Origin of the sequence: Ureibacillus manganicus DSM 26584, from assembly GCF_000772945.1 — a bacterium.
Taxonomy (GTDB): Bacteria; Bacillota; Bacilli; order Bacillales_A; family Planococcaceae; genus Ureibacillus; species Ureibacillus manganicus.
In genome coordinates this window covers 64007-89195 of sequence record NZ_JPVN01000013.1, presented here as the reverse complement: position 1 = coordinate 89195, position 25189 = coordinate 64007, and the positions used below count along the sequence as shown (strand labels likewise).

20 protein-coding genes and 1 riboswitch are annotated in these 25189 nt (G+C 36.5%); of the genes, 15 read left to right on the top strand and 5 right to left on the bottom strand.

Annotated features, from left to right (window positions below; genetic code table 11):
* Positions 1-14 precede the first annotated feature (14 nt).
* Positions 15-1340, bottom strand: a complete 1326-nt coding sequence (locus CD29_RS11845) for an SPFH domain-containing protein (RefSeq protein WP_036186999.1) — start codon at positions 1338-1340, stop codon at positions 15-17.
* Between the two features lie 320 nt (positions 1341-1660).
* On the opposite strand from CD29_RS11845, the gene CD29_RS11840 reads away from it, so the two are divergent.
* Positions 1661-2380, top strand: a complete 720-nt coding sequence (locus CD29_RS11840; RefSeq protein ID WP_036186998.1) for a hypothetical protein — start codon at positions 1661-1663, stop codon at positions 2378-2380.
* Positions 2381-2489: 109 nt separating this feature from the next.
* Entirely contained in the window at positions 2490-3377 is an 888-nt protein-coding gene (locus CD29_RS11835) for a 5'-3' exonuclease (RefSeq protein WP_036186997.1), read from the top strand.
* A 223-nt stretch (positions 3378-3600) separates the two neighbouring features.
* On the opposite strand, the gene CD29_RS11830 is transcribed toward CD29_RS11835, so the two are convergent.
* Positions 3601-4116, bottom strand: a complete 516-nt coding sequence (locus CD29_RS11830; RefSeq protein WP_036186996.1) for a C39 family peptidase — start codon at positions 4114-4116, stop codon at positions 3601-3603.
* A 91-nt stretch (positions 4117-4207) separates the two neighbouring features.
* On the opposite strand from CD29_RS11830, the gene CD29_RS11825 reads away from it, so the two are divergent.
* On the top strand, positions 4208-4903 hold the full coding sequence (locus CD29_RS11825; protein ID WP_036186995.1) for a YjjG family noncanonical pyrimidine nucleotidase: 696 nt from the start codon (positions 4208-4210) through the stop codon (positions 4901-4903).
* A gap of 1152 nt (positions 4904-6055) precedes the next feature.
* Here the strand turns inward: CD29_RS11825 and CD29_RS11820 are convergent.
* Together CD29_RS11820 and CD29_RS11815 are read right to left on the bottom strand one after the other, a co-directional pair.
* Entirely contained in the window at positions 6056-6259 is a 204-nt protein-coding gene (locus CD29_RS11820; protein WP_036186994.1) for a 2-hydroxymuconate tautomerase family protein, read from the bottom strand.
* A gap of 156 nt (positions 6260-6415) precedes the next feature.
* Positions 6416-6730, bottom strand: coding sequence for a thioredoxin family protein (locus CD29_RS11815; RefSeq protein ID WP_036186993.1), 315 nt, complete (start codon positions 6728-6730; stop codon positions 6416-6418).
* Positions 6731-7051: 321 nt separating this feature from the next.
* Between CD29_RS11815 and CD29_RS11810 the strand changes: the two genes are divergently transcribed.
* The 10 genes from CD29_RS11810 to CD29_RS11765 all read left to right on the top strand — a co-directional run bounded on the left by CD29_RS11810 (position 7052) and on the right by CD29_RS11765 (position 17716).
* Positions 7052-9436 carry a 3-hydroxyacyl-CoA dehydrogenase/enoyl-CoA hydratase family protein gene (locus CD29_RS11810; RefSeq protein WP_036186992.1) on the top strand — a complete coding sequence of 795 codons (2385 nt, stop codon included), beginning with the start codon at positions 7052-7054 and terminating at the stop codon, positions 9434-9436.
* 69 nt (positions 9437-9505) lie between these two features.
* The gene (locus tag CD29_RS11805) at positions 9506-10678 is read left to right on the top strand and encodes an acetyl-CoA C-acetyltransferase (RefSeq protein WP_036186990.1); all 1173 of its coding nucleotides are present in this window, start codon (positions 9506-9508) and stop codon (positions 10676-10678) included.
* Positions 10679-10825: 147 nt separating this feature from the next.
* On the top strand, positions 10826-12607 hold the full coding sequence (locus CD29_RS11800; protein WP_036186988.1) for an acyl-CoA dehydrogenase family protein: 1782 nt from the start codon (positions 10826-10828) through the stop codon (positions 12605-12607).
* 90 nt (positions 12608-12697) lie between these two features.
* On the top strand, positions 12698-13054 hold the full coding sequence (locus tag CD29_RS11795) for an arsenate reductase family protein (RefSeq protein ID WP_036186987.1): 357 nt from the start codon (positions 12698-12700) through the stop codon (positions 13052-13054).
* Positions 13055-13374: 320 nt separating this feature from the next.
* Positions 13375-13755, top strand: coding sequence for a glycine cleavage system protein GcvH (gene gcvH / locus CD29_RS11790; protein WP_036186986.1), 381 nt, complete (start codon positions 13375-13377; stop codon positions 13753-13755).
* Positions 13756-13883: 128 nt separating this feature from the next.
* Entirely contained in the window at positions 13884-14225 is a 342-nt protein-coding gene (locus tag CD29_RS11785; protein ID WP_036186985.1) for a toprim domain-containing protein, read from the top strand.
* Between the two features lie 133 nt (positions 14226-14358).
* Positions 14359-14661: a thioredoxin family protein gene (locus tag CD29_RS11780; protein WP_036186983.1), complete on the top strand. Its 303-nt coding sequence runs from the start codon at positions 14359-14361 to the stop codon at positions 14659-14661.
* A gap of 58 nt (positions 14662-14719) precedes the next feature.
* Positions 14720-14824, top strand: a riboswitch (SAM riboswitch).
* Between the two features lie 240 nt (positions 14825-15064).
* On the top strand, positions 15065-16090 hold the full coding sequence (locus CD29_RS11775) for a methionine ABC transporter ATP-binding protein (RefSeq protein WP_036186982.1): 1026 nt from the start codon (positions 15065-15067) through the stop codon (positions 16088-16090).
* Positions 16083-16751 carry a methionine ABC transporter permease gene (locus CD29_RS11770; protein WP_036186980.1) on the top strand — a complete coding sequence of 223 codons (669 nt, stop codon included), beginning with the start codon at positions 16083-16085 and terminating at the stop codon, positions 16749-16751. The genes CD29_RS11775 and CD29_RS11770 overlap by 8 nt, the downstream gene beginning before the upstream one ends.
* Positions 16752-16831: 80 nt before the next feature.
* Complete coding sequence (locus CD29_RS11765) at positions 16832-17716, top strand: MetQ/NlpA family ABC transporter substrate-binding protein (protein WP_036186978.1); 885 nt, start codon at positions 16832-16834, stop codon at positions 17714-17716.
* 55 nt (positions 17717-17771) lie between these two features.
* On the opposite strand, the gene CD29_RS11760 is transcribed toward CD29_RS11765, so the two are convergent.
* On the bottom strand, positions 17772-18674 hold the full coding sequence (locus CD29_RS11760; protein WP_036186976.1) for a LysR family transcriptional regulator: 903 nt from the start codon (positions 18672-18674) through the stop codon (positions 17772-17774).
* A gap of 119 nt (positions 18675-18793) precedes the next feature.
* Between CD29_RS11760 and gltB the strand changes: the two genes are divergently transcribed.
* Both gltB and CD29_RS11750 read left to right on the top strand, forming a co-directional pair.
* The gene (gene gltB, locus CD29_RS11755) at positions 18794-23308 is read left to right on the top strand and encodes a glutamate synthase large subunit (protein ID WP_036186975.1); all 4515 of its coding nucleotides are present in this window, start codon (positions 18794-18796) and stop codon (positions 23306-23308) included.
* A gap of 15 nt (positions 23309-23323) precedes the next feature.
* Positions 23324-24802, top strand: a complete 1479-nt coding sequence (locus CD29_RS11750) for a glutamate synthase subunit beta (protein ID WP_036186973.1) — start codon at positions 23324-23326, stop codon at positions 24800-24802.
* Positions 24803-25189: the final 387 nt, after the last annotated feature.

The window sequence follows — 25189 nt, the reverse complement described above, 5'->3', positions numbered from 1 at the left end:
TTCTGTGCACCTCCTTATTGATGATCCTGTTCGTTAATGACATCACCACATTCAGGGCAGAATTTTGGAGTTAAAGACGGATTTTGTGGCTCCCAGCCGCATTTGTCACAGATGATTTTTTTGTTTGATGGTTTAGGAGTTCCACACTCCATACAGAACTTCCCTTTATTAACAGTTCCACAATTACACGTCCAGGAATCATCCACAGGTTTCTTTGATCCACATTCAGAACAGAAGTTACCAGTATTCTCCGTGCCACAAGAACATTTCCATTTATCTGCTGAAGGTGTATTGGCAGCTGGTTGTGTTGGTGCTTGCTGCGCGGGCTGTTGCTCTTGGCCCATAGCGAACAAGTTACTAGCATTTAAGCCACCAGCTTGCTGTGCCATGTTCATACCAGCAAAGCCAACAAATGCACCACCCTCATTTTTAGCTGCGTTTCTCATTGCCTCACTTTGAGCATCAACTAATGTTGCACCAGCCATATTCGGGTTACGGAAAACAGCACTTCTTTGTAGCTGTTTAATCATGTTTTCATCTTCTTCAGAAGCTTTAACAGAATTTATTCCAAAGGATACAATTTCAATTCCTCGTATTTGCCCCCATTTTTCAGAGAGCACTTCATTCAATAGTTTAGCAAGTTCTAATGTATGTCCAGGTAATTCACTGTAACGAATTCCACTTGCTGAGATTTTTGCAAAAGCAGGTTGTAGAGCAGTTAGTAGTTCAGAACGCAGTTGACCCTCGATTGTGTTTCGCTTGAAATCATCTTCTACATTTCCAGCTACATTTGTATAGAAAAGAATAGGGTCGATAATTTTAAAGGAATATTCACCATGACATCGAATGGAAATGTCGATATCTAGCCCAATGTTACGATCAATAACTCTGAAAGGAATCGGTGTAGGTGTTCCGTATTTATTTCCTGGGATTTCTTTTTTATTAAAATAATACACACGTTGATCTTTCCCTGGTTCACCGCCAAATGTGAAACGTTTACCTAAAGATTCAAAGCTTCTTTTAATATTTTCATTTAAATCTCCGTAGAAAATACTTGGTTCTGTTGATGTGTCGTAAACAAATTCACCAGGTTCTGAGCAGAACTCAACAATCTTTCCTTGTTCAACAATAATCATACATTGTCCTTCATTAACCGCAATAATTGAGCCGTTTGAAATAATATTATTGCTACCTTTTCGGTTGGAGCTTCGTTTTCCCGTACGTTTTTCACCTTTTGTAATTAGTACATCTGCAGGCATTGATTCACAATAGAAATATTCTCTCCATTGATCTGCTAGTACACCTGATAATGCACCGACCCCAGCTCTCAGTAAACCCATCGCAAGATCCCTCCAAATACATATTTATAAAGACATTATACTATTGTTTTTATTGAAATTTTCGAAAGATTTATAAAACGTTAAAGTTTTTCTGAAATCTCTATATAAAAGTATGAGAAAGTTCTTTTCATTTATATAAGTTTGTTTGATAAAAAACTAGCAACTTTGTTCTAAATAATAAAATGAAGAATATATTTTGAATAGATGAAGATAAATTGATTTAACCAATTGCAGGTTGTCGAATCATCGGTTATTTCCAGGGAAATTAAATGAAGTAAGAAAAAAAGGATACTAAATTTATTAATGGAGGGGTAGACGATATGTTGCAAATTAATAGAAACTTTCTAACTATACCGACGAATGATATATATTTTGAAAATAAAAGAGTTAAGAGTAGATATAAAGCAAAAGTCTCTTGCTATACACATCGCCTAAAACCGAGTCGTAGGTTGCAAAGTAAACGTACAGTTCATGTAGATTTGCAACAAGATGAAGCAACTTTTTTAAATAATCTTCCAAATGGAACGAAGGATATCTTATTTGAATATAATATTGATAAATATAAAATCATACCAATAAAAAATCCTTCCGATGAACAAATAAGAGATTTCCAACGATTTTATAATGAGAATATAAATACAAGTATAGATAAAATCAACCGTTCTAAATTTCAATCGCTACTACTTTTAAGAGATCAAGATGCGCTAATCGTAACGAAAATTGAAAACGATACAAATGAAACATTAGGATATCGTGTTTATGTAGCTGATGGACAAAACACTTTACTTTTATATGTAGCTAATATAAATTTGGACGAGTCTAATAAGTCAAATTTATTGTTATGTTGGGAAAATATGAAGATGTTCCGGAATCTTGGGTTTTCAGTATACGACTTTGGTGGAGTGGATCTCGAATCTTCAATTCGCTGCAGCTCTTATTTTGGTGGTAGTGAAGTAACGGTGTTTTCAGGGTATATTGCAAAGTCATTCGTCTTCAGGATGGTTGCTAAATTAAATCAATGGAGAGAAAAACGGATCTAAATAGAAGAATACTCTACTAGTAGATATATATATTTCCAGTAAACCATACCAACTTAAACATTAGTAATTTGTTATAATAATAGGACTACATGATAGAGAGGGTTTTATTATGACAAAGAAACCACATTTATTAGTTGTGGATGGTATGGCATTATTATTCCGTTCATTTTTTGCTTCAAGTGCAATGGGTCAATATATAAGATTAGAAGATGGGACACCTACAAACGGTGTGCAAGGATTTGCACGACATGTTTTAACAGCTCAAAGTTTAATGAAACCGACTCACTTAGCTGTATGTTGGGATATGGGGGCACAAACGTTTCGAAATGAATTGTTTGATGGTTATAAAGCAAACCGTCCGGCACCTCCAGAAGAAATGCTACCTCAATTTGATATGGCAAAAGAGGTTTCAGAAATGATTGGTTGGAAAAACTTCGGTGTAGAAGGTATGGAAGCAGACGACACAATTGGTTCCATGGTAGAGAAGTGGAAAGATGACGCGGATATTACGATCATTAGTGGCGATAAAGACTTACTACAATTGTTAAATCCCGCGACAACGATTGCGTTTACAAAAAAAGGTTACACAGAGTACGACGTGTATACGGAAGAACGTTTTAAAGAGGAATACCAAATTGAACCACAACAATTTGCGTATGTGAAAGCTTTTATGGGTGATTCTAGTGACGGCTACCCTGGAGTAAAAGGAATTGGGCCTAAAACAGCGCTACAGTTAATCCAAAATTATGGTTCAATTGATGAGGTTTTAAATAATCTGGAGAAGTTAAAACCTGCGCAACGGACAAAAATTGCCGAAAACGTTGAGATGTTAAAACTTTCGCATCAATTAGCGACAATTGAAACTGGCATGGAGATTGATGCACATTTAGAGGAATTATTGTTAGAGGATTATTCTACAACTCGTTTTGATGAACTTGAACAAAGAGGATTTAGATTAATCGTCAAGCATGCGAAGTCTTTATATTCTTTCGCATAATAATAAGAGGGTGCAAACTTGAAAGTGAAATTTCAAAATTGCACCCTATTTTATTAACTTTTCACGAGAGAAAAATTAATGGCATAAGAAATATATATGTGGAATTTGCTGTGTTTATGTTATTTTTCTTGTAATGGGATGGAGTGCGATCTCGAGCTACTTGTCATACAAACTATACACTGAAAGAAGCTATCATAATAATGCACCCAATAGTTCATATCTTTTAGATATTGGCTTCTATTTTTACAAAAGACAGTACTTTGATATTAACCGAGTACGGAACTTTTCGAATTTGACTCTTTCTTGTTCTCGAACCATTATCATGGACGATTAAAAATAATTCATCATTTTTCCATTCATAACCAATTAATGGAACCCAATGGTATTTAAATGTGTGCTTTGATCTCCATTGAAAAGAAAAATATTGATCAAATTTTAATGCCACGGGGCGTCCTATATCAATCTGATGTAACGCTTCTTGAAGCGAGCATTCTGAAACATTCCAATTTGAACCTAGAAGCTTTCGCAGTCGCTTAATGAGCCTCCATTTAAATAGGCCAATCTTTGTGCCGCCAAGTATATTGTATAGTTCATTAATATTTTTTAATTCTGAGGAATTTTTTAATAAATATCGTAAAATAACGTAGATTGTGGTTGGTCCACATGCGGAAGATTGATACTTTTGTAATATAGTACTGTCATATTGGGAAAAACCAGCGATATTAAGTTGGACTTTCATGATTTCTCACCTTTAATGTATGGCATAGTGTAATATTATTATTAGAAAATTGATTATAACATAGATTCAGCTCAACTTGGAGGTAGCGACATTGAAGCAATACCAAACATTACTATTTGATCTTGATGATACATTGCTTGACTTTGGTCAAGCGGAAAATGAAGCATTGTCAAAACTTTTTATGGAATTACAAATTCCCTTAACAGATGATATGAAAGAAACCTATAAAATGTTCAACACTGGACTTTGGCGAGCTCATGAAGAAGGTAAAATTGGCAGAGAAGAATTGTTGAATACGAGATTTGCTATATTTTTTGAACATTACGGAAAAAAGGTTGATGGTGTTGAATTTGAAAGGAAATATAGAAGTTATTTAGATGAAGGACATCAACTAATAGATGGTGCAATGGAATTAATTCTAGATTTATATGAGAAGTATGACCTATTTATTGTCACAAATGGAGTCGTGTCGACGCAGGAAAAAAGATTAAAGGATTCCGGCTTAGCACCGTATTTCCAACATGTTTTTGTCTCTGAAGAAATAGGTTTTCAGAAGCCAAAGTTTGAGTTTTTTGACTATGTGTTTGGTCAGTTGAAGAAATGTGAGCGGGGCACCACATTAATTATTGGGGACTCGTTAACATCTGATATACAAGGTGGATTTAATGCGGATATTGATACTTGTTGGTTTAACCCTCATTATAAAAAGAAAAATATTGACGTTGAGCCAACTTATGAGATTCGGCAGTTGACGGAACTTAAGGATATTTTGAAGATCACTGAGTAAAAGATATCGGTTTATAGGGATTAGTAGAGTTTTTATACCCCCAACAACTTGAAGTAGGAGCTGGACGGCAACATAGAGGCGCTCTATGTGCTTCGGGGATCAGAAATTAGATTGGGAGGTAACATAGAGGAGCTCTATGTGCCCTGGTAAGCCGAATTTGAATTCGCAAGGTTACATAGAGGAGCTCTATGTGCCCCCAGCAAGCAGAAGTTAGATTCGGAAGGTAACATAGAGGAGCTCTATGTGCCCCGGTAAGCCGAAAAGGGAGACGAAAGGTAACATAGAAGCGCTCTATGTGCCCCGGCAAGAAGAAATTAGATTCGAAAGGTAACATAGAGGAGCTCTATGTGCCCCGGCAAACAGAAATGAGAGACGAAAGGTAACATAGAAGCGTTCTATGTGCCCTGGCATGCAGAAGTTAGATTCGGAAGGTAACATAGAGGAGCTCTATGTGCCCTGGCATGCAGAAGTTAGATTCGGAAGGTAACATAGAGGAGCTCTATGTGCCCCAGCAAGCAGAAATTAGATTCGAAAGGTAACATAGAGGAGCTCTATGTGCCCCGGCAAACAGAAAAGGGAGACGAAAGGTAACATAGAAGTGTTGTATGTGCCAATACAAACCGAAATAACTTCCAAAAGGTAACAGAGAGCTGCTCTCAGTGCTCTAATCAAATGAAAACCTGCTTCAAAAGTAACAGAAAGCGTCTCTCAGTGCCCAAGTGAAATGAAAACTCACTTCAAAGGTAACAGAGCACGTCTCTCAGTGCCCAAAAGGAAAGAAAACCCGCTTCAAAGGTAACAGAGAGCCGCTCTCAGTGCCCAAATCAAAAGAAAATCCGCTTCAAAGGTAACAGAGAGCCGCTCTCAGTGCCCAAGTGAAATGAAAACTCGCTTCAAAGGTAACAGAGAGCCGCTTTCAGTGCCCTAATCAAATGAAAACTCGCTTCAAAGGTAACAGAGAGCCGCTCTCAGTGCCCAAGTGAAATGAAAATTCACTTCAAAGGTAACAGAGCACGTCTCTCAGTGCCCAAACGGAAAGAAAACCCGCTTCAAAGGTAACAGAGAGCCGCTCTCATTGCACAAATGTGCCAAATCAAATTATGCAAGATCACTTAAACTAAAACCAAAGAATGTATCCAATACAATAAAAAACTACTTCCCAGCTTTTCTTCTTTCCGTCACTGTCTCACCAGCAATCCCCCAGTTATCTGTATCCACTTCATCAATAACAACAACCGTAGTAGCAGGATTTTTTCCTAATACATCAACTAATAATTGAGTCGCGCCTGCAATAAGCTGTGCTTTCTTTTCAGGTGTTACATTTTCATTTGTAATTTTAATATTTACATATGGCATTTCTTTCTATCCCCTTTCCTATTATTACATTAATTGTAATCTATCGTTGCTTCTACTTCCATCTTGTAAATTTATTTAACTTAAAAAGAAAAGGCCATCTTTCTAATCCCTATAAGAGAATAGAAAGATAGCCGTTCGTACATTACCGCAAATTAATTATTGAGCTTGTAAAAAACCAATAACATCTTCAGGAGATTTTGCATTCGCACTATGTAAGTGAGCTAATTTTTCTCCATTTTTGTAAATTAGTAAACTTGGAATACCCATTACTTGATATTTTTCAGCTAATTCTGGGAAATCATCGCGGTTGATTTCGTACCATGCATATTGAGCATATTCTTCAATAATAGGATCAATAAACATATTTAAACGAGTGCAATCTGGGCACCAACCTGCATAAAATTTAACGATTACCGGTTGTTCAGAACTAATTAGTTCATTAAATTGTTCAAGAGAAGTTATTTCTTTCATTATTATCACGCTCCTTACAAGTAGTGTACATGGATTATGTAATTCCGAAAAGAAATTTGCCTAGAACGAGGGAGAGTTGTTCATCATATTTTTCTACTAATCTATTTAAATTTTTAGAAAATTGAAAAGAAAGTGATTGAAAAAGCTGACAAAATATTCTACACTAAAGAGAGAAAAGGTGTGTTTTTAAGCGGACGTACATATAGCAATAAGAAATCCGCTAAAGAAAGGGATCGAATTCGATCCAAACAACAACTTTTATTTTTTTACACAAAAAATGAATGAGTATTCATTCAAAGGGTGACGAAAGGGGATGTGCTCGTGACTTACAAAATTCAAAAAGCAGCCGTACTTGGCTCTGGGGTTATGGGTTCTGGTATTGCAGCGCATTTAGCGAATATTGGAATTCCAACATTATTATTAGACATTATTCCAAAAGAATTAACGAAAGAAGAAGAAGCAAAAGGACTTTCAACAGATAGCCCTGCATTCCGTAATCGTTTTGCACTATCTGCACTACAAAAACTTCAAAAACAAAAGCCAGCTCCATTAACATCCAAGAAAAGTCTTGACCTATTATCAGTAGGTAACTTAGAAGATGACTTAGATAAATTAAAAGATGTCGATTGGATTATTGAAGTTGTAGTTGAAAATTTAGAGGTGAAAAAGAATCTATTTGAACGTGTGGATGCTGTACGAAAAGAAGGTACAATCATCAGTTCAAATACTTCAGGAATCAGTGTAAACGCGATGGTTGAGGGACGTTCGGAAGATTTCAAAAAGCATTTCTTAGGAACACATTTCTTTAATCCACCAAGATATTTGAAACTATTAGAAGTGATTCCTACTGAACATACAGATCCGGCAATTGTTCAATTTGTAAAAACATTTGCAGAAGATGTACTAGGAAAAGGCGTAGTAATAGGAAAAGATACACCTAACTTTGTTGCAAATCGTATTGGAACGTATGGTTTATTAGTTACATTACGCGAAATGATTGAGCGCGGCTATACAGTAGGAGAAGTTGATTCTGTAACAGGACCACTTATTGGCCGTCCAAAATCAGCGACTTTTAGAACGCTTGATGTGGTTGGTTTAGATACTTTTTTACATGTTGCAAAAACGGTTTACGACCAAACAACTGGAGAAGAAAAAAAAGTGTTCGATGTACCAGAAGTTATGAAAAAAATGGTTGAAAACGGTTGGCTTGGAGCAAAATCTGGTCAAGGTTTCTTTGTTAAAAAAGGTAAAGAAATCTTTGAAATTGATATCAATTCACTTGAATATGGTCCAGTGAAAAAACTTCAAACGCCTTCAATTGAAATGGCGAAGCAGGTAAAAGGCTTACCAAACAAGGTGAAAACGTTAGTTTATGCAAAAGATCGTACAGGTGAATTATTGTGGAATATCTTTGCTCCTACTTTAATTTATTCTGCAGAGCTAACAGGTATTATCGCTGACAATATTGTAGAAATCGACAACGCATTAAAATGGGGCTTCGGCTGGACACAAGGACCATTTGAAATGTGGGATGCAATCGGAGTAAAACAATCGGTTGAAAGAATGGAGCAAGAAGGCCGTGAAGTCCCTTCATTTGTTAAAGAAATGCTAGCGAATGGTGTGGACTCATTCTATACAGAAATCGATGGCGATTTAGCATTTTATAATGGGTCCCAATATGAAAAAGTGCCAACGAACGAAAAAGTAATAGATCTAAAACGCTACAAGAAAAAACACGGTGTGATCAAATCTAATTCTGGTGCTAGTTTAATAGATTTAGGTGATGGTATTGCTCTACTAGAATTCCATTCAAAATCAAATGCAATTGGACTTGATATCGTTCAAATGATTAACTTTGCTATTGATGAAGTAGAAGCGAACTATAAAGGACTTGTGATCGGAAACCAAGGGAAAAATTTCTGTGTTGGTGCAAACCTTGCGATGATATTAATGGAAGCTCAGGATGATAACATTTTCGAATTAGATTTCGTTATCCGTTCCTTCCAAAAAGCGATGCGTCGAATCAAATATAGTAAAAAGCCAGTAGTTGCTGCACCGTTTGGAATGGCACTTGGTGGTGGTGCAGAAGTATGTTTACCTGCCACTCACATTCAAGCGTCTGCAGAAACGTATATGGGTCTTGTTGAAGTCGGTGTAGGGCTAATCCCAGGTGGTGGCGGAAACATCGCACTATATGAAAAATTCCTAAAAGGTTTGCCAAATGGTGTTGATATTGACTATCAAGCAATAGCAACAAAAGTATTTGAAACAATTGCTATGGCGAAAGTTTCAACTTCTGGTGAGGAAGCGCGAGATAATAACTTCTTAAGCTTTGCAGATGGAATTTCAGTTAATCCAGATCACTTAATTCACGATGCGAAACAAGCAGCGTTAGCTATCTATGAAGCTGGCTATGTTCCTCCTGTACCAAAGAAAGTGAAAGTAGTAGGTGCACCTGGTTATGCGACTTTATTACTTGGTGCACAAGGTATGTACCAATCTGGATATATTAGTGATCACGACTTAAAAATTGCTAAAAAACTAGCATACGTAATTGCTGGTGGATTAGTACCATACGGGACTGAAGTGACAGAAGATTATCTTCTAAATCTAGAACGTGAAGCATTTTTACAGCTTGTTGCAGATCCTAAATCACAAGCAAGAATGCAACATATGCTTGTGAAGGGTAAGCCACTTCGCAATTAGAACATTGAACATCAAAACAAAAGATCATATATTCTACAACAAAGTTAAGGTGAAGGGGGATACAAACTTATGCGCGAAGCCGTTATCGTAGCCGGTGCACGAACGCCAATCGGTAAAGCAAAAAAAGGTTCTCTTGCAGCAATGCGTCCTGATGATTTTGGTGCACTTGTTGTAAAGGAAACATTGAATAGAGCAGGTTATACAGGTCCTATAGATGATTTAATAATGGGATGTGCGATGCCAGAAGCAGAGCAAGGGATGAACGTTGCACGTAATATCGGAGCATTAGCTGGTTTACCAGATACGACACCTGCACTTACAATCAATCGTTTTTGCTCATCTGGCTTACAATCGATTGCTTATGCTGCAGAACGTATTATGTTAGGGCATTCAAAAGCAATTATTGCTGGTGGTGTTGAGTCGATGAGTATGATTCCTATGACAGGAAATACAATTCGTTTAAATCCTAAATTAGCCGAAGAAGCACCGCAGTACTATATGAGTATGGGGCATACAGCAGAAGAAGTAGCGAATCGTTATAACGTCAGTCGTGAAGACCAAGATGCGTTTGCTGTACGTTCTCATCAATTAGCACTAAAAGCAATCCAAGAAGGAAAATTTAAGGATGAAATCGTACCAGTTGAAGTTGTCCAACATTACGTAGATGCAAACAATAAATTACAAAAGAAAACATTTACTTTTGATACAGATGAGGGTGTGCGTCCTGAAACTTCAGTGGAAGGTTTAGCAAAATTAAGATCGGCATTCCATGTAAAAGGTTCAGTCACTGCCGGGAATTCATCTCAAACTTCTGACGGTGCGGCTGCAGTTTTAGTGATGGACCGTGAAGAAGCAGAAGCACAAGGTCTTAATCCAATGGCTAAATTCTTAGGATTTGCTGTCGGTGGAGTAGCACCAGAGGTAATGGGGATTGGTCCAATCGAAGCTGTACCAAAAGCTCTGAAAATTGCTGGTCTTTCACAAGATGATATCGACCTTTGGGAGTTAAATGAAGCATTTGCTTCTCAATCAGTTCAAGTAGTACGCCACTTAGGTATCGATATGGAAAAGGTTAATGTTAATGGTGGAGCCATCGCATTAGGCCATCCACTTGGTGCAACAGGCGCTATCTTAACTTTAAAACTAATCCATGAACTAAAAAGACAAGGTAAAAAATATGGAGTAGTTACTATGTGTATCGGTGGCGGAATGGGCGCTGCAGGTGTCTTCGAAGTAGTTTAATAAAGTTAGATCAGCTTTAGGTAGTGCTCCCGTTGCCTCCGAGCACTTACCTAGCTTTTCTATATAGATTTTGCTCTTGAGAACGTAGTAAATCGCAAATGTGCCAGGTACAATCCTGGCACAACAAATAAGGGGAGGAAATTAGTTATGGTGCAAACAACAAACATTATTAAGGGTGGAAGTTTCTTAATTGAAGATGTCGATGTAAATCGAGTATTTACTCCTGAGGATTTTACTGATGAACAAAAAATGATTGCAAAAACAACAGAAGATTTCGTTACAAATGAAGTGGTTCCTTTAGTAGAAAAACTAGAAAACCATGAATTTGAACACTCTTTAAAATTAATGGAAAAAGCAGGAGAACTTGGATTACTAGCTGCCGATGTTCCAGAAGAATATGAAGGTTTAGGTTTAGATAAAATTTCTTCAGCATTAATTGGTGAAAAAATGTCGGTAGCAGGTGGGTTTTCATTAACTCACGGTGCACATGTTGGAATTGGTTCACTTCCAATCGTATTGTTCGGTAATGAAGAACAAAAGAAAAATTACTTACCGAAATTAGCAAGTGGTGAGATGATTGCGGCTTATGCACTAACAGAGCCAGGTTCAGGATCTGATGCATTAGGTGCAAAAACAGTTGCTAAGTTAAATGATGCTGGAACACACTATGTACTAAATGGTGAAAAGCAATGGATTACAAATGCAGGTTTTGCTAATGTATTTGTTGTTTACGCAAAAATTGATGGCGAAAAATTTACTGCATTTATCGTAGAGCGTGAATACCCAGGAGTTTCCGTTGGTCCAGAAGAAAAGAAAATGGGGATTAAATCTTCATCAACTCGTACATTAATCTTAGAAGATGTACATGTGCCAGTTGAAAATTTACTTGGTGAAATAGGAAGAGGGCACGTTATCGCCTTTAATATATTAAATATTGGTCGTTATAAATTAGGAGTTGGAACAGTGGGAGGTTCAAAAAGAGCTTTTGAACTAGCTGTTCAATATACTAACCAACGCCAACAATTTAAAACAAAACTATCAAGCTTCAACCTAACAAAAGAGAAACTAGCTACTATGGCAGCTCATCTTTATGCATCTGAATCATTAAACTACCGCACAGTTGGTTTATACGATGAAGTGATGAGCGGTTTAAGTTCAGAAGAACAAAAAGATCCTAAAGCTATTGCAGCTGCTGTTTCTGAGTACGCAATTGAATGTTCAATTGCAAAAGTATTTGGTTCAGAAGTTTTAGATTATATTTCTGATGAAGCAGTACAATTACATGGTGGTTACGGATTCATGTCTGAGTATGAAGTTGAACGTATTTACCGTGATTCTCGTATTAACCGAATCTTCGAAGGTACAAACGAAATTAATCGACTAATTGTACCAGGTACATTTATGAAAAAAGCGCTAAAAGGTGAATTACCACTTCTAAAAGTAGCTCAAGATTTACAAGAAGAGTTACTGATGCTAATGCCTGAGGAAATTGGTGAAGAAGCTCTTGCACAAGAGAAATATCTTGTGAAAAATGCGAAGAAAATTGGAATTTTAACTGCAGGGATTGCAGCACAAAGATTTGGAGCAAAACTAGAGCAAGAACAAGAAATTCTTGTAAATATTGCTAATATTGCAAACCAACTATTTGCGATGGAATCTGTAGTAATCCGTACTGCAAAAGCAATTGAACGCGATGGTTTAGAAAAATCCAAGCAAAAAATTCTTTATACAGAAATTTTCTGTCAAGAAGCATTTGCTGAAATTGAGAAAGAAGCAAAAGAAACGATCATTGCATCAGCTGATGGAGATATTGGCCGCATGATGTTATCTGCTTTACGTAAATTAACTAGATTTAACCCTTACAATTTAATCTTGAAAAAACGTGAAGCATCTGAAAAACTAATCGAAGTAGAAAAGTATGTAGTATAATTATTTTAAGGTACCCTTCAAACTTTAAGGGTACCTTTTCATTTGTTATACTTACTTCAATCTTTATTTAGCATTATAGGAGGCGTACTTATGACAGTTCAATTCATACAATACCCAAGGTGCACGACATGTAAGAAAGCACAAAAATGGTTAGAAGAAAATGGTGTAAATTATGAAGCAATTCATATTGTGGAACAAACACCTTCGAAAGAACAGCTGGAGACGTTGTGGAAAACTAGTGGACTTCCTTTAAAGAAATTTTTTAATACATCAGGTCAAAAGTATAAAAGCTTAGGTTTAAAGGACAAATTAGTGACGATGTCAGAATCTGAGCAATTAGAACTTTTAGCATCTGACGGAATGCTAATTAAAAGACCTATCGTTTCAGATGGGACAAAAGTTACACTTGGCTTTAAAGAACAAGAATTTGAAGAAGTGTGGATATAAATGGTTGATTGAAATAGTTTCAAAATTCGGTTTTCTAACTAAAAACACGAACATTTAGGTGAATTAGTTATGTTATCATTCGTTCTGTGATGTGGGGGATGTTTTTTTGAAGTGGCGACTTTAGACTCCTTTTCTTAAAACTTTCTGCAGTCACATGGCTTGTGCAATTCCTGTAGGAGTCAACGTCTTCAAATGCAATTTGAAATAACGTTCGCCTTTTCCAACTAAATCTATTTGTGAAATTAATTTCAGTATCTTGTTTTTATGTTGAAGTTATGGCAAACTTAAATTGAAAATACTACATACGTTGGAGGGGTTTTATGAGCACACCAAAAGATTTACGTTACTCAAAAGAACACGAATGGGTAAAAGTTGAAGATGGTAAAGCAAGTATCGGAATTACACATTTTGCACAATCTGAATTAGGCGACATCGTTTTCGTTGAACTACCACAGGTAGGCGATGAAATTCAATTGAACCAACCTTTTGGTAGTGTAGAATCTGTTAAAACAGTTTCAGAACTTTATGCACCAGTATCAGGTAAAGTTGTTGAAGTTAACTCTGAACTAGACGATAGCCCTGAGTTAGTAAACGAATCTCCATATGAACAAGCATGGATGATTACTGTTGAATTAACTAATGCTTCTGAAGTTGATGAATTACTTACTCCAGAACAATACGACGAATTAATCGAAGAATAATAAGTAAAACGCCAGGATAAATGAACTGGCGTTTTTTTAACATAATAATATAATACATTACCATTACTTTCTCTTTATCACCGTTTTATATCTTAGAATAGGTAGTTACAATTCGTGAGGTGAGTAATATGACTGTTGAGAAGTGTATTATTGTTGAAGGTCGATCTGATATGTTAAAGTTAGCCCCTATTATATCTGAAGATGTGCAAATCGTTTGCACAAATGGGACAATTAGTGAGGATGCGTTACTTGAATTGATTGAGCCTTATGAGGAATGTAAGCTCTATACGTTCTTTGATGCGGATAAATCAGGTGAAAGGTTAAGAAATCTTACAAAAAGAATTTACTCAGAAGCTGTCCACTTATTGATTCCAAGAACATATATAGAGGTAGCGAATGTACCAAGTAAAGTTTTGGCACAAAGACTTAGGGAAGCTAGATTTTCTGTGCATAAGCGATACTTAGTCTAAATTTGTTGGAAATGTTTCAAATTTAGTTATAGAACGGGGAGGGTGTCGCAAAATTCGTGTATAGCGAATTTTCGTCACCCTCATCTTTTTTTGTTAAGATATATATAAATGATTAGAGTATAGGATGAGTGCCATGGAAGAATGGAATCGAGCACAGTGGGAACAAAACCTAGTGCAAAATAATGTCACTGCTTTTTATTTATATACCCCAATGTGTGGAACTTGCGCAGTTGCATCAAAAATGATGGAAGTAATCGAGAATGTTGTAACAGAGATCCCAATTGGTCAAGCAAATATAAACTTTCTAGAGGATCTGGCAATCGAATATAAAATCGAAAGTGTGCCATGTTTACTAATTAGTCGAAAAGGAAACGTAGAAGAAAAAATTTATGCCTTTCAATCAGTACAAAATATTTATGAAAAACTAAAAAAATAGATTGACGAGTGTTTATATCCATGATAAAGTAACATTCATAATAAAACTAAATATTTAACTCTTATAAAGAGAGGCGGAGGGAAGTGCCCTATGAAGCCCGGCAACCATCACATTTGTGGAAAGGTGCCAAATCACTCAAAGTTTTAACTTTGACAGATAAGAGAAGGCAGATTGCTTTTATTGTGTAAATTATCCCTTCTACTTATCAAAGTAGAAGGGTTTTTATGTTTATAAAACAGCATAATAAAAAGTGTGATGTTATAAAAAAATGGACATCATTCAGGATTCATTATTGTTAATTATTAGTAAATCCATATGAATTATGGAATATTAAGTGAATGATTACATTTAATTAACGAAGATTACGTTAACAGTAACGTATCTGGTTAAAGGAGTTAACCTCATGATTGAGTTGAAAAATATATCGAAACTTTATAAAACGAAAAACGGAGAAATTACTGCTGTTAAAGATGTTAGTCTTACCATTCAACAAGGCGAAATCTTTGGAATTATTGGTTACAGTGGTGCCGGCAAAAGTACGATGATTCGACTGTTAAATGGTTTAGAAAAACCATCTAGCGGTAAAGTGCTTGTGGGTGGACAGGAGATTTCATCTATTTCTGGTGGAAAACTTAGAGCTGCTCGTCAAAAAATCAGCATGATCTTCCAGCATTTTAATCTTTTATGGTCTAGAACGGTAGAAGAAAACATTGCATTTCCACTGGAAATTGCAGGTGTTAAAAAGGAAGAACGTACGAAACGAGTAAATGAACTAATCGAATTGGTCGGATTATCAGGCAGAGAAAAGTCATACCCATCCCAGCTTTCTGGAGGACAAAAACAACGTGTTGGGATTGCACGAGCACTTGCAAACAATCCAGAAGTGTTACTTTGTGATGAAGCGACAAGCGCGCTAGATCCAGAAACAACCGATCAAATTCTAGAGTTATTACTTGATATAAACAAACGCCTCGGATTAACAATAGTTCTAATTACACACGAAATGCACGTCATTCGAAAAATCTGTCATCGTGTTGCAGTAATGGAAGCAGGTAGTGTAGTGGAACAAGGGGAAGTACTTCAAGTATTCCAAAATCCACAAGCTCCAATTACGAAAAACTTCGTGATGCAAGTTTCAGGTAAAAAAGAAGCGAAGGAATCGATTGAACAAATACTAGAACATTTTACATCGGGTAAGCTTGTGAAGTTAACGTTTATAGGAACAAAATCAGAACAACCTATTATTTCACATTTAATAAAAGAATTTGATATTGAAGTGAATATAGTTCACGGTAGTATTTCACAAACTACTAAAGGGTCTTACGGAAACCTAATTATTCAACTGAATGGAAAAGATTCAAAAGTTGAAGAAGCTTTACTTCATCTAGAATCGCTTGAAATACAAACGGAGGTGATTGAACATGCTTAATCAATTATTTCCGAATGTTAACTGGGAAAAAATGTGGGAAGCAACCTATGAAACAGTGTATATGACCACAATTTCAACTGTTGCAACGTTTGTATTAGGTTTAGCTATTGGGATTTTATTGTTTTTAACAAGTCCACATCAGCTTTGGGCAAACAAAGTAGCAAATTTCATTACTGGGTCTATTGTAAATATCTTTCGCTCCATTCCATTTATAGTGTTAATTATTTTGTTAGTTCCATTAACAAAATTTTTAATGGGAACAATAAGAGGTACAAATGCGGCTTTACCAGCGCTAATAATTGGTGCAGCACCATTTTACGCACGCATGGTACTCATTGCACTACGTGAAATTGATAAAGGTGTAATTGAAGCTGCCAAGTCCATGGGAGCAAAAACGTCGACAATTATTTGGAAAGTGCTAATTCCAGAATCACTTCCAGCTTTATTATCAGGAATTACAGTGACAGCTGTAACGCTTGTAGGATATACAGCAATGGCAGGGATTATTGGAGCAGGAGGTTTAGGTCAATTAGCGTACATCGATGGATTTAACAGAAGTAGAGATGACGTTACTTTAGCAGCAACAATTTTTATCCTAGTGATCGTCTTTATCATTCAGTTCATTGGTGATTTTATTACAACTAAAATTGATAAACGCTAAACTGAGAAAATTTACAACAATTTGGTGTTCATGGCATAAGCCAATCACATATAAAAAGAAAATAAGAGGAGTTTTACGAAATGAAAAAATTATTATCATTTTTAATCTTATCGTTATTAGTAGTAGTATTAGCTGCATGTGGTACTGCTGAAGAGAAAACAACTGAAAACAACGCTTCTACAAATGAAGATACAACAAATACAGAAAACACAACTTCTGAAAATACAGAACCAGTTACATTAACAGTAGGTGCTTCTTTTGGTATTCATGAGTTAGTTTTAGAGCAAGCAAAACCGATTTTAGCTGAAGAAGGTATTGAATTAGTTATTGAAGGTTACCAAGATTATGTAATGCCAAACCAAGATTTAGATTCTGGTGAATTAGATGCAAACTATTTCCAACACATTCCTTATTTAGAAGATGAAATTGCACAAAAAGGTTATGATTTTGTAAATGCTGGTGGAATCCATGTTGAGCCAATCGGTATCTATTCACAAAAATACAAATCATTAGATGAACTTCCTGATGGTGCAACAATTATTATTTCAAACTCTGTAACAGACCAAGGCCGTATTTTATCACTTCTTGAAGTTGAAGGTCTAATTAAACTTAAAGACGGAATTGAGAAAACAACTGCAACTACGGATGATATTGTTGAAAATCCAAAGAATATTGTAATTGATAACGGATCAAACCCTGAAATGTTAGTTACTTACTACGAAGAAGGCGAAGGAGATGCAGTTGTTATCAACTCAAACTTCGCAATCGATGCTGGTATTAATCCAATTGAAGATTCAATTGCAATTGAAGGTTCAGAATCAAAATACGTAAACGTAATTGCTGTACGTTCTGAAGACAAAGATAACCCAGCTATTCAAAAATTAGTTGAAGTTCTTCGTTCAAAACAAGTTCAAGATTTCATCGTTAACGAGTGGAGCGGAGCAGTAGTTCCTGTATCTGAATAATATATTTTAATAGAAGAAACTCTTGGTAATTGTACCAAGAGTTTCTTTTGTTTTTCTATCTAAATTGTGTTAAACGAGAGAAAAAGTTGCTAACAAAGTCTAAAAATACTTGTTCGGAAGGAGCCATATCCCGATTTGTTGGATAGATGATACCTACCGTACGAGTGATTTGAGGATTTTCAATCGGTACTTTTACAGTAAACCTTGGAATTGTATCGTTAATGGAACTATCAGGTAGAAGTGTTATGCCAATTCCAGCCGCCACTAACCCTTTCAATGCGTCCATATCTTCACCTTCAGACTTAACGTTTGGCATAAATCCAACTGATTTACATGCATCAATTGCTACCTTATGTAAAATATAACCTTCTGGGAATAACACAAATTTCTCGTTGCGTAAGTCTGAAAGGTTAATGCTTTCTCTTTTAGCTAATGGATGATTTGCAGGTAATAAGGCGTGAATGCTTTCGCTAAATAATATCATAGTGTCAATCACTTCATCTTTTGGAGGGACAGGTCCTAAAAATGCAAGATTTAATTCTCTGTTTTTCACAGCATCAATTAAAAATCGATAAGACCCTTGTCTTAAATGGAACGAAACATCTGGGTACTCTTTTTTGAAGGCTGAAATAACGGTTGGTAGTACATAACTTGCTAAGCTTGTAGGGAAACCGATTTTAATCGTTCCTTTTGCTGGATCTAGGTATTCTTCCACTTGTTTAGCTGCAAAGTCAATTGCCTTCAATGCGGTAATACAATGTTCTAAAAATAATTTTCCAATCGGCGTTAGCTTAACATTTCGACCAATTCGTTCAAAAAGTGGTGTACCAAGCTCGTCTTCTAGATTTGCAATTTGTCTAGAAACCGCAGATTGGGCTACATGTAGATGTTCAGCAGCTTCAGAAATATGTTCTCTTTCTGCCACTTCCACAAAGTATCGTAATTGCCGTAATTCCAATATTCCCACCCCTTTTATCTCATAAATAGATTAATTCCATTTAAACTATATATTATTAATATTAGTTTAAATGCAATAAAATGTAAATACGTTAAATTTGAAGATATGGGGGGAAAAGTATGACGTTTCATCAACTTCCAAACGCACAAGGCCTATATAATCCAACGTTTGAGCATGATGCTTGTGGTATTGGTTTTTACGCAAACATAAAGGGGAATGCGTCCCATGAGATTGTCAAAAACGGGTTGGAAATGTTATGTCGCTTAGAACACCGTGCGGGACGCGGAGGCGACGGAAAAACAGGTGACGGGGCAGGGCTTATGGTTCAAATTCCAGATGCTTTTTTTAAGGTGAATTGTACTGAGTTGCAGTTACCAAAAAGAGGTGAGTACGGGGTTGGGCAACTATTTTTTACTGAAAACGAAGTAGAGAGACAAACGATTGAAAACAAAATCAATCAGTTAATAGAACAAGAAGGTCTAAGTCTAATAGATTGGAGAACTGTTCCGACGAACAAGGAAATATTAAGTGAGACTGCAAAAAGAACAGCACCTATTGTACGGCAAGTATTTATAAGAGCAAACAATGTAACAGATTCGCAAGCTTTTGAAAGGAAACTATATTTAATTCGTAAACAAGCGGAAAATTGGTCGAAAAACAATAATTTGAAATTTTATTGCCCTAGCATGTCAAGCCAAACAATAGTATTTAAAGGTTTGTTAACACCGAGGGAAGTAAGTGAATTTTACATTGATTTGCAAGATGAGAGTTTTATCTCTGCATTTGCTATTGTACATTCTCGTTATTCTACAAACACATTTCCAAGCTGGGAACGCGCTCATCCAAATCGTTACATTGTTCATAATGGTGAAATTAACACATTGCGCGGAAACGTTAATTGGATGACTGCACGTGAACAACAGTTTATCTCAAAGGCATTTGGAGAGGATTTACAAAAAGTGTTACCAATTATCGATCAGTCAGGTTCAGATTCATCGATGTTAGATAATGCCTTTGAATTTTTTGTTCTAGCGGGTCGTACTCCTGCCCATACAGCAATGATGTTAATTCCAGAGCCGTGGACTGAAAACCCCCATATTACAAAAGAGAAGAAAGCATTTTATGAATATCACGCGAATTTAATGGAGCCTTGGGATGGCCCCACAGCAATATGTTTTACAGATGGTAAACAAATAGGATCTATACTAGATCGTAATGGATTGCGACCAGCACGATATTATGTGACAAAAGATGATATGATCGTTTTCTCATCTGAGGTTGGTGTCGTTGATATTGAGGAAGAAAACGTATTATACAAGGAACGGTTAAGTCCAGGTAAGATGCTTTTAATCGACTTGGAGTTAGGGAAAATCATATCAGACGATGATTTAAAAAGTGAAATGGCAAGTAAAGAACCTTACGCACAATGGTTAGAGGAAAATAAAGTCTCAATTCATAGCAAAAGTGAAGAAAAGCGGGAGATTCAACAACTTACGCTGAGGCAAAAAGTATTTGGATACACTTATGAAGATGTTCATAAGTATATTCATCCGATTTCTTCTAGCGGAAAAGATCCCATCGGCTCGATGGGGAACGATACACCATTAGCTGTGTTATCAGATCGACCTCAATCTTTATTTAATTACTTTAAGCAATTATTTGCACAAGTAACAAATCCCCCAATTGATTCGATTCGAGAACATATTGTCACTTCAACGATGACCCTTTTAGGTGCGGAAGGGAATTTACTATATCCGAATAGTAAAAATGTAAAGCGCATTTTTTTGGAATCACCTATATTAACTACAAATGAATACAATCAAATTGTTCAATTAGATGATAAGTATTTTAGAAGTAGAGTAATCTCATTAGAGTTTTTGGAATCTTTGGAAAATGAGTTAGATAGAATTTTTAAAGAAGCAGAAATCGCAATTAAAGAAAGTATGAGTTTAATTGTTTTATCTGACGAATTAGAAGATCCAAATACACCAACAATTCCAATTTTGCTAGCGGCAAGTGGATTACATCAATATTTAGTTCGTACAGGGAATCGAACAAAAGTTAGTATTATTGCAAATAGTGGTGAGGCTCGTGAAGTACATCACTTCGCCGCCCTTATTGGTTTTGGTGTTGATGCGGTAAATCCATACTTAGCCTATGCAACGATTTCTAACCTAGTTGAAGATGGACATCTTAGCTTAAGTTACAAAGATGCAGTGAAAAACTATCGTAAAGGGATAACTGATGGTGTCGTAAAAGTAATGTCAAAAATGGGGATCTCAACTGTTCAATCTTATCGTGGTGCTCAAATTTATGAGGCTGTAGGGATTAGTAAAAAGGTGATTGATAAGTATTTCACAGGCACTGCTTCGCAAATTGATGGGATTGATCTTGTAACTATTGGGGAAGAAGCATTTAAGCGCCATGCAGAGGCCCTTAACTCAACTGAGGAATTAGAATCAGGTAGTGATTTTCAATGGCGTGCAAATGGCGAACATCATGCTTTTAATCCAAAAACCATCCATACATTACAATGGGCAACTCGCAAAAATGATATTGGGCTATACCGAATGTTTGCTGAAATGGCAAATGAAGAAAGGGTAGGATTTTTAAGAAATTTATTTGAAATTAGAAAAGATGTAAAACCAATTCCTATAGAAGAAGTTGAATCAGTGGATTCGATTGTAAAACGTTTCAAAACAGGAGCGATGTCTTTTGGTTCGATTTCACAAGAAGCTCATGAAACTTTAGCCATTGCAATGAACCGTCTTGGTGGACGTTCTAATTCTGGAGAAGGTGGGGAACACCCTGCGCGGTTTAAAATCGATAAGAACGGAGATAACCGCAACAGTGCCATAAAACAGATTGCATCTGGCCGTTTTGGAGTGAAATCACATTACTTAGTAAATGCAGAAGAACTACAAATTAAAGTAGCTCAAGGAGCTAAACCTGGTGAAGGTGGTCAACTACCAGGTAATAAAGTATATCCTTGGGTGGCCGAAGTGCGTGGATCAACACCAGGCGTCGGATTAATTTCCCCTCCGCCACATCATGATATCTATTCGATTGAAGATTTAGCCGAGCTTATATACGATTTGAAAAATGCTAATCATTATGCACGTATTTCCGTTAAATTAGTTGCAAAAGCAGGCGTTGGAACAATAGCAGCAGGTGTAGCAAAAGGTGGGGCAGATGTAATTGTTATATCAGGATATGATGGTGGTACAGGAGCATCCCCAAAAACTTCAATAAAACATACAGGATTACCATGGGAATTAGGGTTAGCAGAAGCGCATCAGACGTTGATGTTAAATGGACTTCGTAATCGAGTAACGTTAGAGACTGATGGAAAGTTAATGACGGGAAAAGATGTTGTGATGGCAGCATTACTCGGTGCAGAGGAATACGGTTTTGCAACGGCACCATTGATTGTATTAGGGTGTGTGATGATGCGAGCTTGTCATTTAGATACTTGTCCAGTGGGGGTTGCGACACAAAACCCAGAGTTACGTGAAAAATTTACGGGGAAACCAGAATATGTTGTGAACTATATGAAATTTGTAGCTGAAGAAATGCGAGAATACATGGCAAAACTGGGCTTCAGAACTGTAGAAGAAATGGTTGGACGAACAGATGTATTACAAGTGAGTAAGCGTGCAAAGAAACATTGGAAAGCAAGCCAAATAGATTTATCTTCATTACTTTATCAAGTAAAAGGAACGAAAACAAAACAACAAGATCAAGACCTTCAAATTGATGACACGTTGGATATGCGCGTGTTGTTAGCTAAAGTTGAAAAAAGCATTAAGGAAAAAGTGAAGGTCGAGCTAGAATACGAGATTAAAAATACAGACCGAGTAGTTGGAACAATAATCGGAAGTGAGATAACTAGAAAGTACGGTGAGGAAGGTTTAAAAGAAAACACAATTACATTGAAGTTCAGTGGTCATGCAGGTCAAAGTTTTGGCGCATTCGCTCCTCGTGGTCTGACGCTTTCTGTGATTGGCGATGTGAATGATTATTTTGGTAAAGGGCTATCTGGTGGTAAGTTAGTTGCCATCGCTCCCATCAAAGGGGAGCAAGAGAAAAACGTCATTGCAGGTAATGTATGCTTATATGGTGCAACAAGTGGTACCGCATTTATTAATGGACGTGCTGGAGAACGCTTTGCAGTTCGAAATAGTGGTGCTAATATCGTCGTTGAAGGAATCGGGGATCATGGTTGTGAATATATGACAGGTGGAAGAGTCGTGATTTTAGGAGACGTGGGGAAAAACTTTGCAGCCGGAATGAGTGGTGGGATTGCATATGTTTTACCTACGGATGAAGCTAACTTAAAAGCTAGTTGTAATATGGAGATGGTCCAATTTGAAAAACTTACAGAGAAAGAGGAAATTAGTTTAGTTCGTTCAATGATTATCGAACATTTAGAACAAACGGATAGTACAATTGCTCTCGACATACTAGCAAAATTGAATCAATTCGTTCCTAAATTCATTAAAGTTGTTCCAACAGATTATCAAACGATGATTGAAAAAATCAATAGACATAAATTAATTGGACTTACTGAGGACGATGCTGCAATGCAAGCTTTTATTGAAACAACTGGCGCTAAAGAAGTCATTTTAAAATAAAGGGGGGATTCAAGCATGGGTAAACCTACTGGATTTAAGGATTATAAGAGAGAGACTACGAAAGAAAAGCCTCCAATAGAGCGAATTAACAATTGGAATGAATATACAAAACGGCTATCAGATGCAGCATTACAAACTCAAGGTGCACGTTGTATGGATTGCGGCATACCATTTTGCCACATGGGGATAGAAATTCGTGGAACAGCTGCAGGTTGTCCAATTCAAAATGTCATACCTGAATGGAATGATTTAGTATATAAAGGGCATTGGAAAGAGGCTTTACAACGTCTTCAAATGACGAATAATTTTCCGGAATTTACAGGTCGTGTATGTCCAGCCCCTTGTGAAGGGTCATGTACACTTGCTTTAAATGAACCTGCAGTAGCAATCAAATCCATTGAACGTTCTATTATTGATAAAGGATTCGAAAATAATTGGATTACACCCAGAATTCCATTGCACAGGTCCGGTAAAAAGGTGGCGATTGTCGGTTCAGGTCCTGCAGGATTGGCTGCAGCTGATCAGTTAAATCACCTAGGTCATAAAGTAACAGTATATGAGCGAGCCGATCGAGCAGGTGGGCTATTAATGTATGGAATTCCAAATATGAAGCTCGAAAAGCAAGTAGTTGAACGTCGTATTAAGTTACTTCAGCAAGAAGGGGTTAAATTTGTATTAGATACCGAAATCGGAAAGGATATTTCTCCAAAGGTATTAGTTTCGCGCTATGATTCGGTCATTTTATGTACAGGTGCTCAAGAACAACGGAAACTGCGCATTGATGGTAGTGAAGCAGTAGGTGTTCATTACGCTATGGACTATTTAACAGGTGTGACTAAGAGTTTACTAGATTCAAATTTTAAAGATGACCTTGCGATAGATGTAAAGAGAAAAGATGTAATTGTTATTGGAGGTGGCGATACGGGAGCCGATTGCGTGGCTACAGCTATACGTCAAAAAGCACGATCTGTCGTCCAATTTGGAAAACATCCTCAATTGCCGAAAACAAGATTAGAAGACACACCATGGCCACAAGATCCAAATGTATATAAGTTAGATTATGCATATGAGGAAGCAAAAGCAATTCAAGGAGAAGATCCACGGGAATATTGTATACAAACACAAAAAATCATTTCAGACAAAGATGGTTGTGTAAAAGAGCTTCATACAATTCATATGGAAAAGATTTTAGGTGAAGACGGGTTTTATTATTTTAAGGAAATTCCTGGAACTGAAAGAGTATGGCCGGCACAGGTTATATTTGTAGCCATTGGTTTTGATGGTGTAGAAAAATCATTGCCACTTCAATTTGGTGTGACTGTTACAAATAATCGAGTAAAAGCATCCGCTAGAGATTTCAAAACAAATGTTGATGGAGTGTTTGTTGCAGGAGATGCAAGGCGTGGCCAAAGTCTTGTCGTTTGGGCCATCAAAGAAGGTCGAGCAGTTGCTGAGAGTGTTGATGAGTTTTTATCTTCAGAAGTTAAAAAGTAATGTTAGGCGTTTTTCGGATCTAATCCATACCGGGAAACGCTTTTTTTGTGCTTTAGCTTGTTTGTTTTTTGTTTGAAGGTCGCCTAAAGGACAAATGGTGTGTGATTCATTGGAAATATTCCCCTTAACACTAATTCCTTTCACTTCATACAAAAACGAATTTACACAAGATAAAAAACCGTAGCCATTTTAGGAATCAATTGTTTTTGTTGTTTATGATAAGAATTCATCCTTTTCGGGTATTCTATACATATTGCTATTTTTCAAAAAAATTATACCTCTCTCTGATTGAATTATATTCTCAATTAGAAAAAGTTTATTGAAAATAGATGATTGCAAATTTCGTCAGAAACCATTTATTAACATTATTAAATGCTTTAAAATTTT

Excerpts from the sequence above, each read along its gene's own strand:
- CD29_RS11835 (WP_036186997.1), top strand. The coding sequence starts at position 2,490 with ATGACAAAGAAACCACATTTATTAGTTGTGGATGGTATGGCATTATTA.
- CD29_RS11815 (WP_036186993.1), bottom strand. The coding sequence starts at position 6,730 with ATGAAAGAAATAACTTCTCTTGAACAATTTAATGAACTAATTAGTTCT.
- CD29_RS11830 (WP_036186996.1), bottom strand. The coding sequence starts at position 4,116 with ATGAAAGTCCAACTTAATATCGCTGGTTTTTCCCAATATGACAGTACT.
- CD29_RS11840 (WP_036186998.1), top strand. The coding sequence starts at position 1,661 with ATGTTGCAAATTAATAGAAACTTTCTAACTATACCGACGAATGATATA.
- CD29_RS11805 (WP_036186990.1), top strand. The coding sequence starts at position 9,506 with ATGCGCGAAGCCGTTATCGTAGCCGGTGCACGAACGCCAATCGGTAAA.
- CD29_RS11765 (WP_036186978.1), top strand. The coding sequence starts at position 16,832 with ATGAAAAAATTATTATCATTTTTAATCTTATCGTTATTAGTAGTAGTA.
- CD29_RS11845 (WP_036186999.1), bottom strand. The coding sequence starts at position 1,340 with ATGGGTTTACTGAGAGCTGGGGTCGGTGCATTATCAGGTGTACTAGCA.
- CD29_RS11750 (WP_036186973.1), top strand. The coding sequence starts at position 23,324 with ATGGGTAAACCTACTGGATTTAAGGATTATAAGAGAGAGACTACGAAA.
- gcvH (WP_036186986.1), top strand. The coding sequence starts at position 13,375 with ATGAGCACACCAAAAGATTTACGTTACTCAAAAGAACACGAATGGGTA.
- CD29_RS11820 (WP_036186994.1), bottom strand. The coding sequence starts at position 6,259 with ATGCCATATGTAAATATTAAAATTACAAATGAAAATGTAACACCTGAA.
- CD29_RS11785 (WP_036186985.1), top strand. The coding sequence starts at position 13,884 with ATGACTGTTGAGAAGTGTATTATTGTTGAAGGTCGATCTGATATGTTA.
- gltB (WP_036186975.1), top strand. The coding sequence starts at position 18,794 with ATGACGTTTCATCAACTTCCAAACGCACAAGGCCTATATAATCCAACG.
- CD29_RS11800 (WP_036186988.1), top strand. The coding sequence starts at position 10,826 with ATGGTGCAAACAACAAACATTATTAAGGGTGGAAGTTTCTTAATTGAA.
- CD29_RS11770 (WP_036186980.1), top strand. The coding sequence starts at position 16,083 with ATGCTTAATCAATTATTTCCGAATGTTAACTGGGAAAAAATGTGGGAA.
- CD29_RS11795 (WP_036186987.1), top strand. The coding sequence starts at position 12,698 with ATGACAGTTCAATTCATACAATACCCAAGGTGCACGACATGTAAGAAA.
- CD29_RS11780 (WP_036186983.1), top strand. The coding sequence starts at position 14,359 with ATGGAAGAATGGAATCGAGCACAGTGGGAACAAAACCTAGTGCAAAAT.
- CD29_RS11775 (WP_036186982.1), top strand. The coding sequence starts at position 15,065 with ATGATTGAGTTGAAAAATATATCGAAACTTTATAAAACGAAAAACGGA.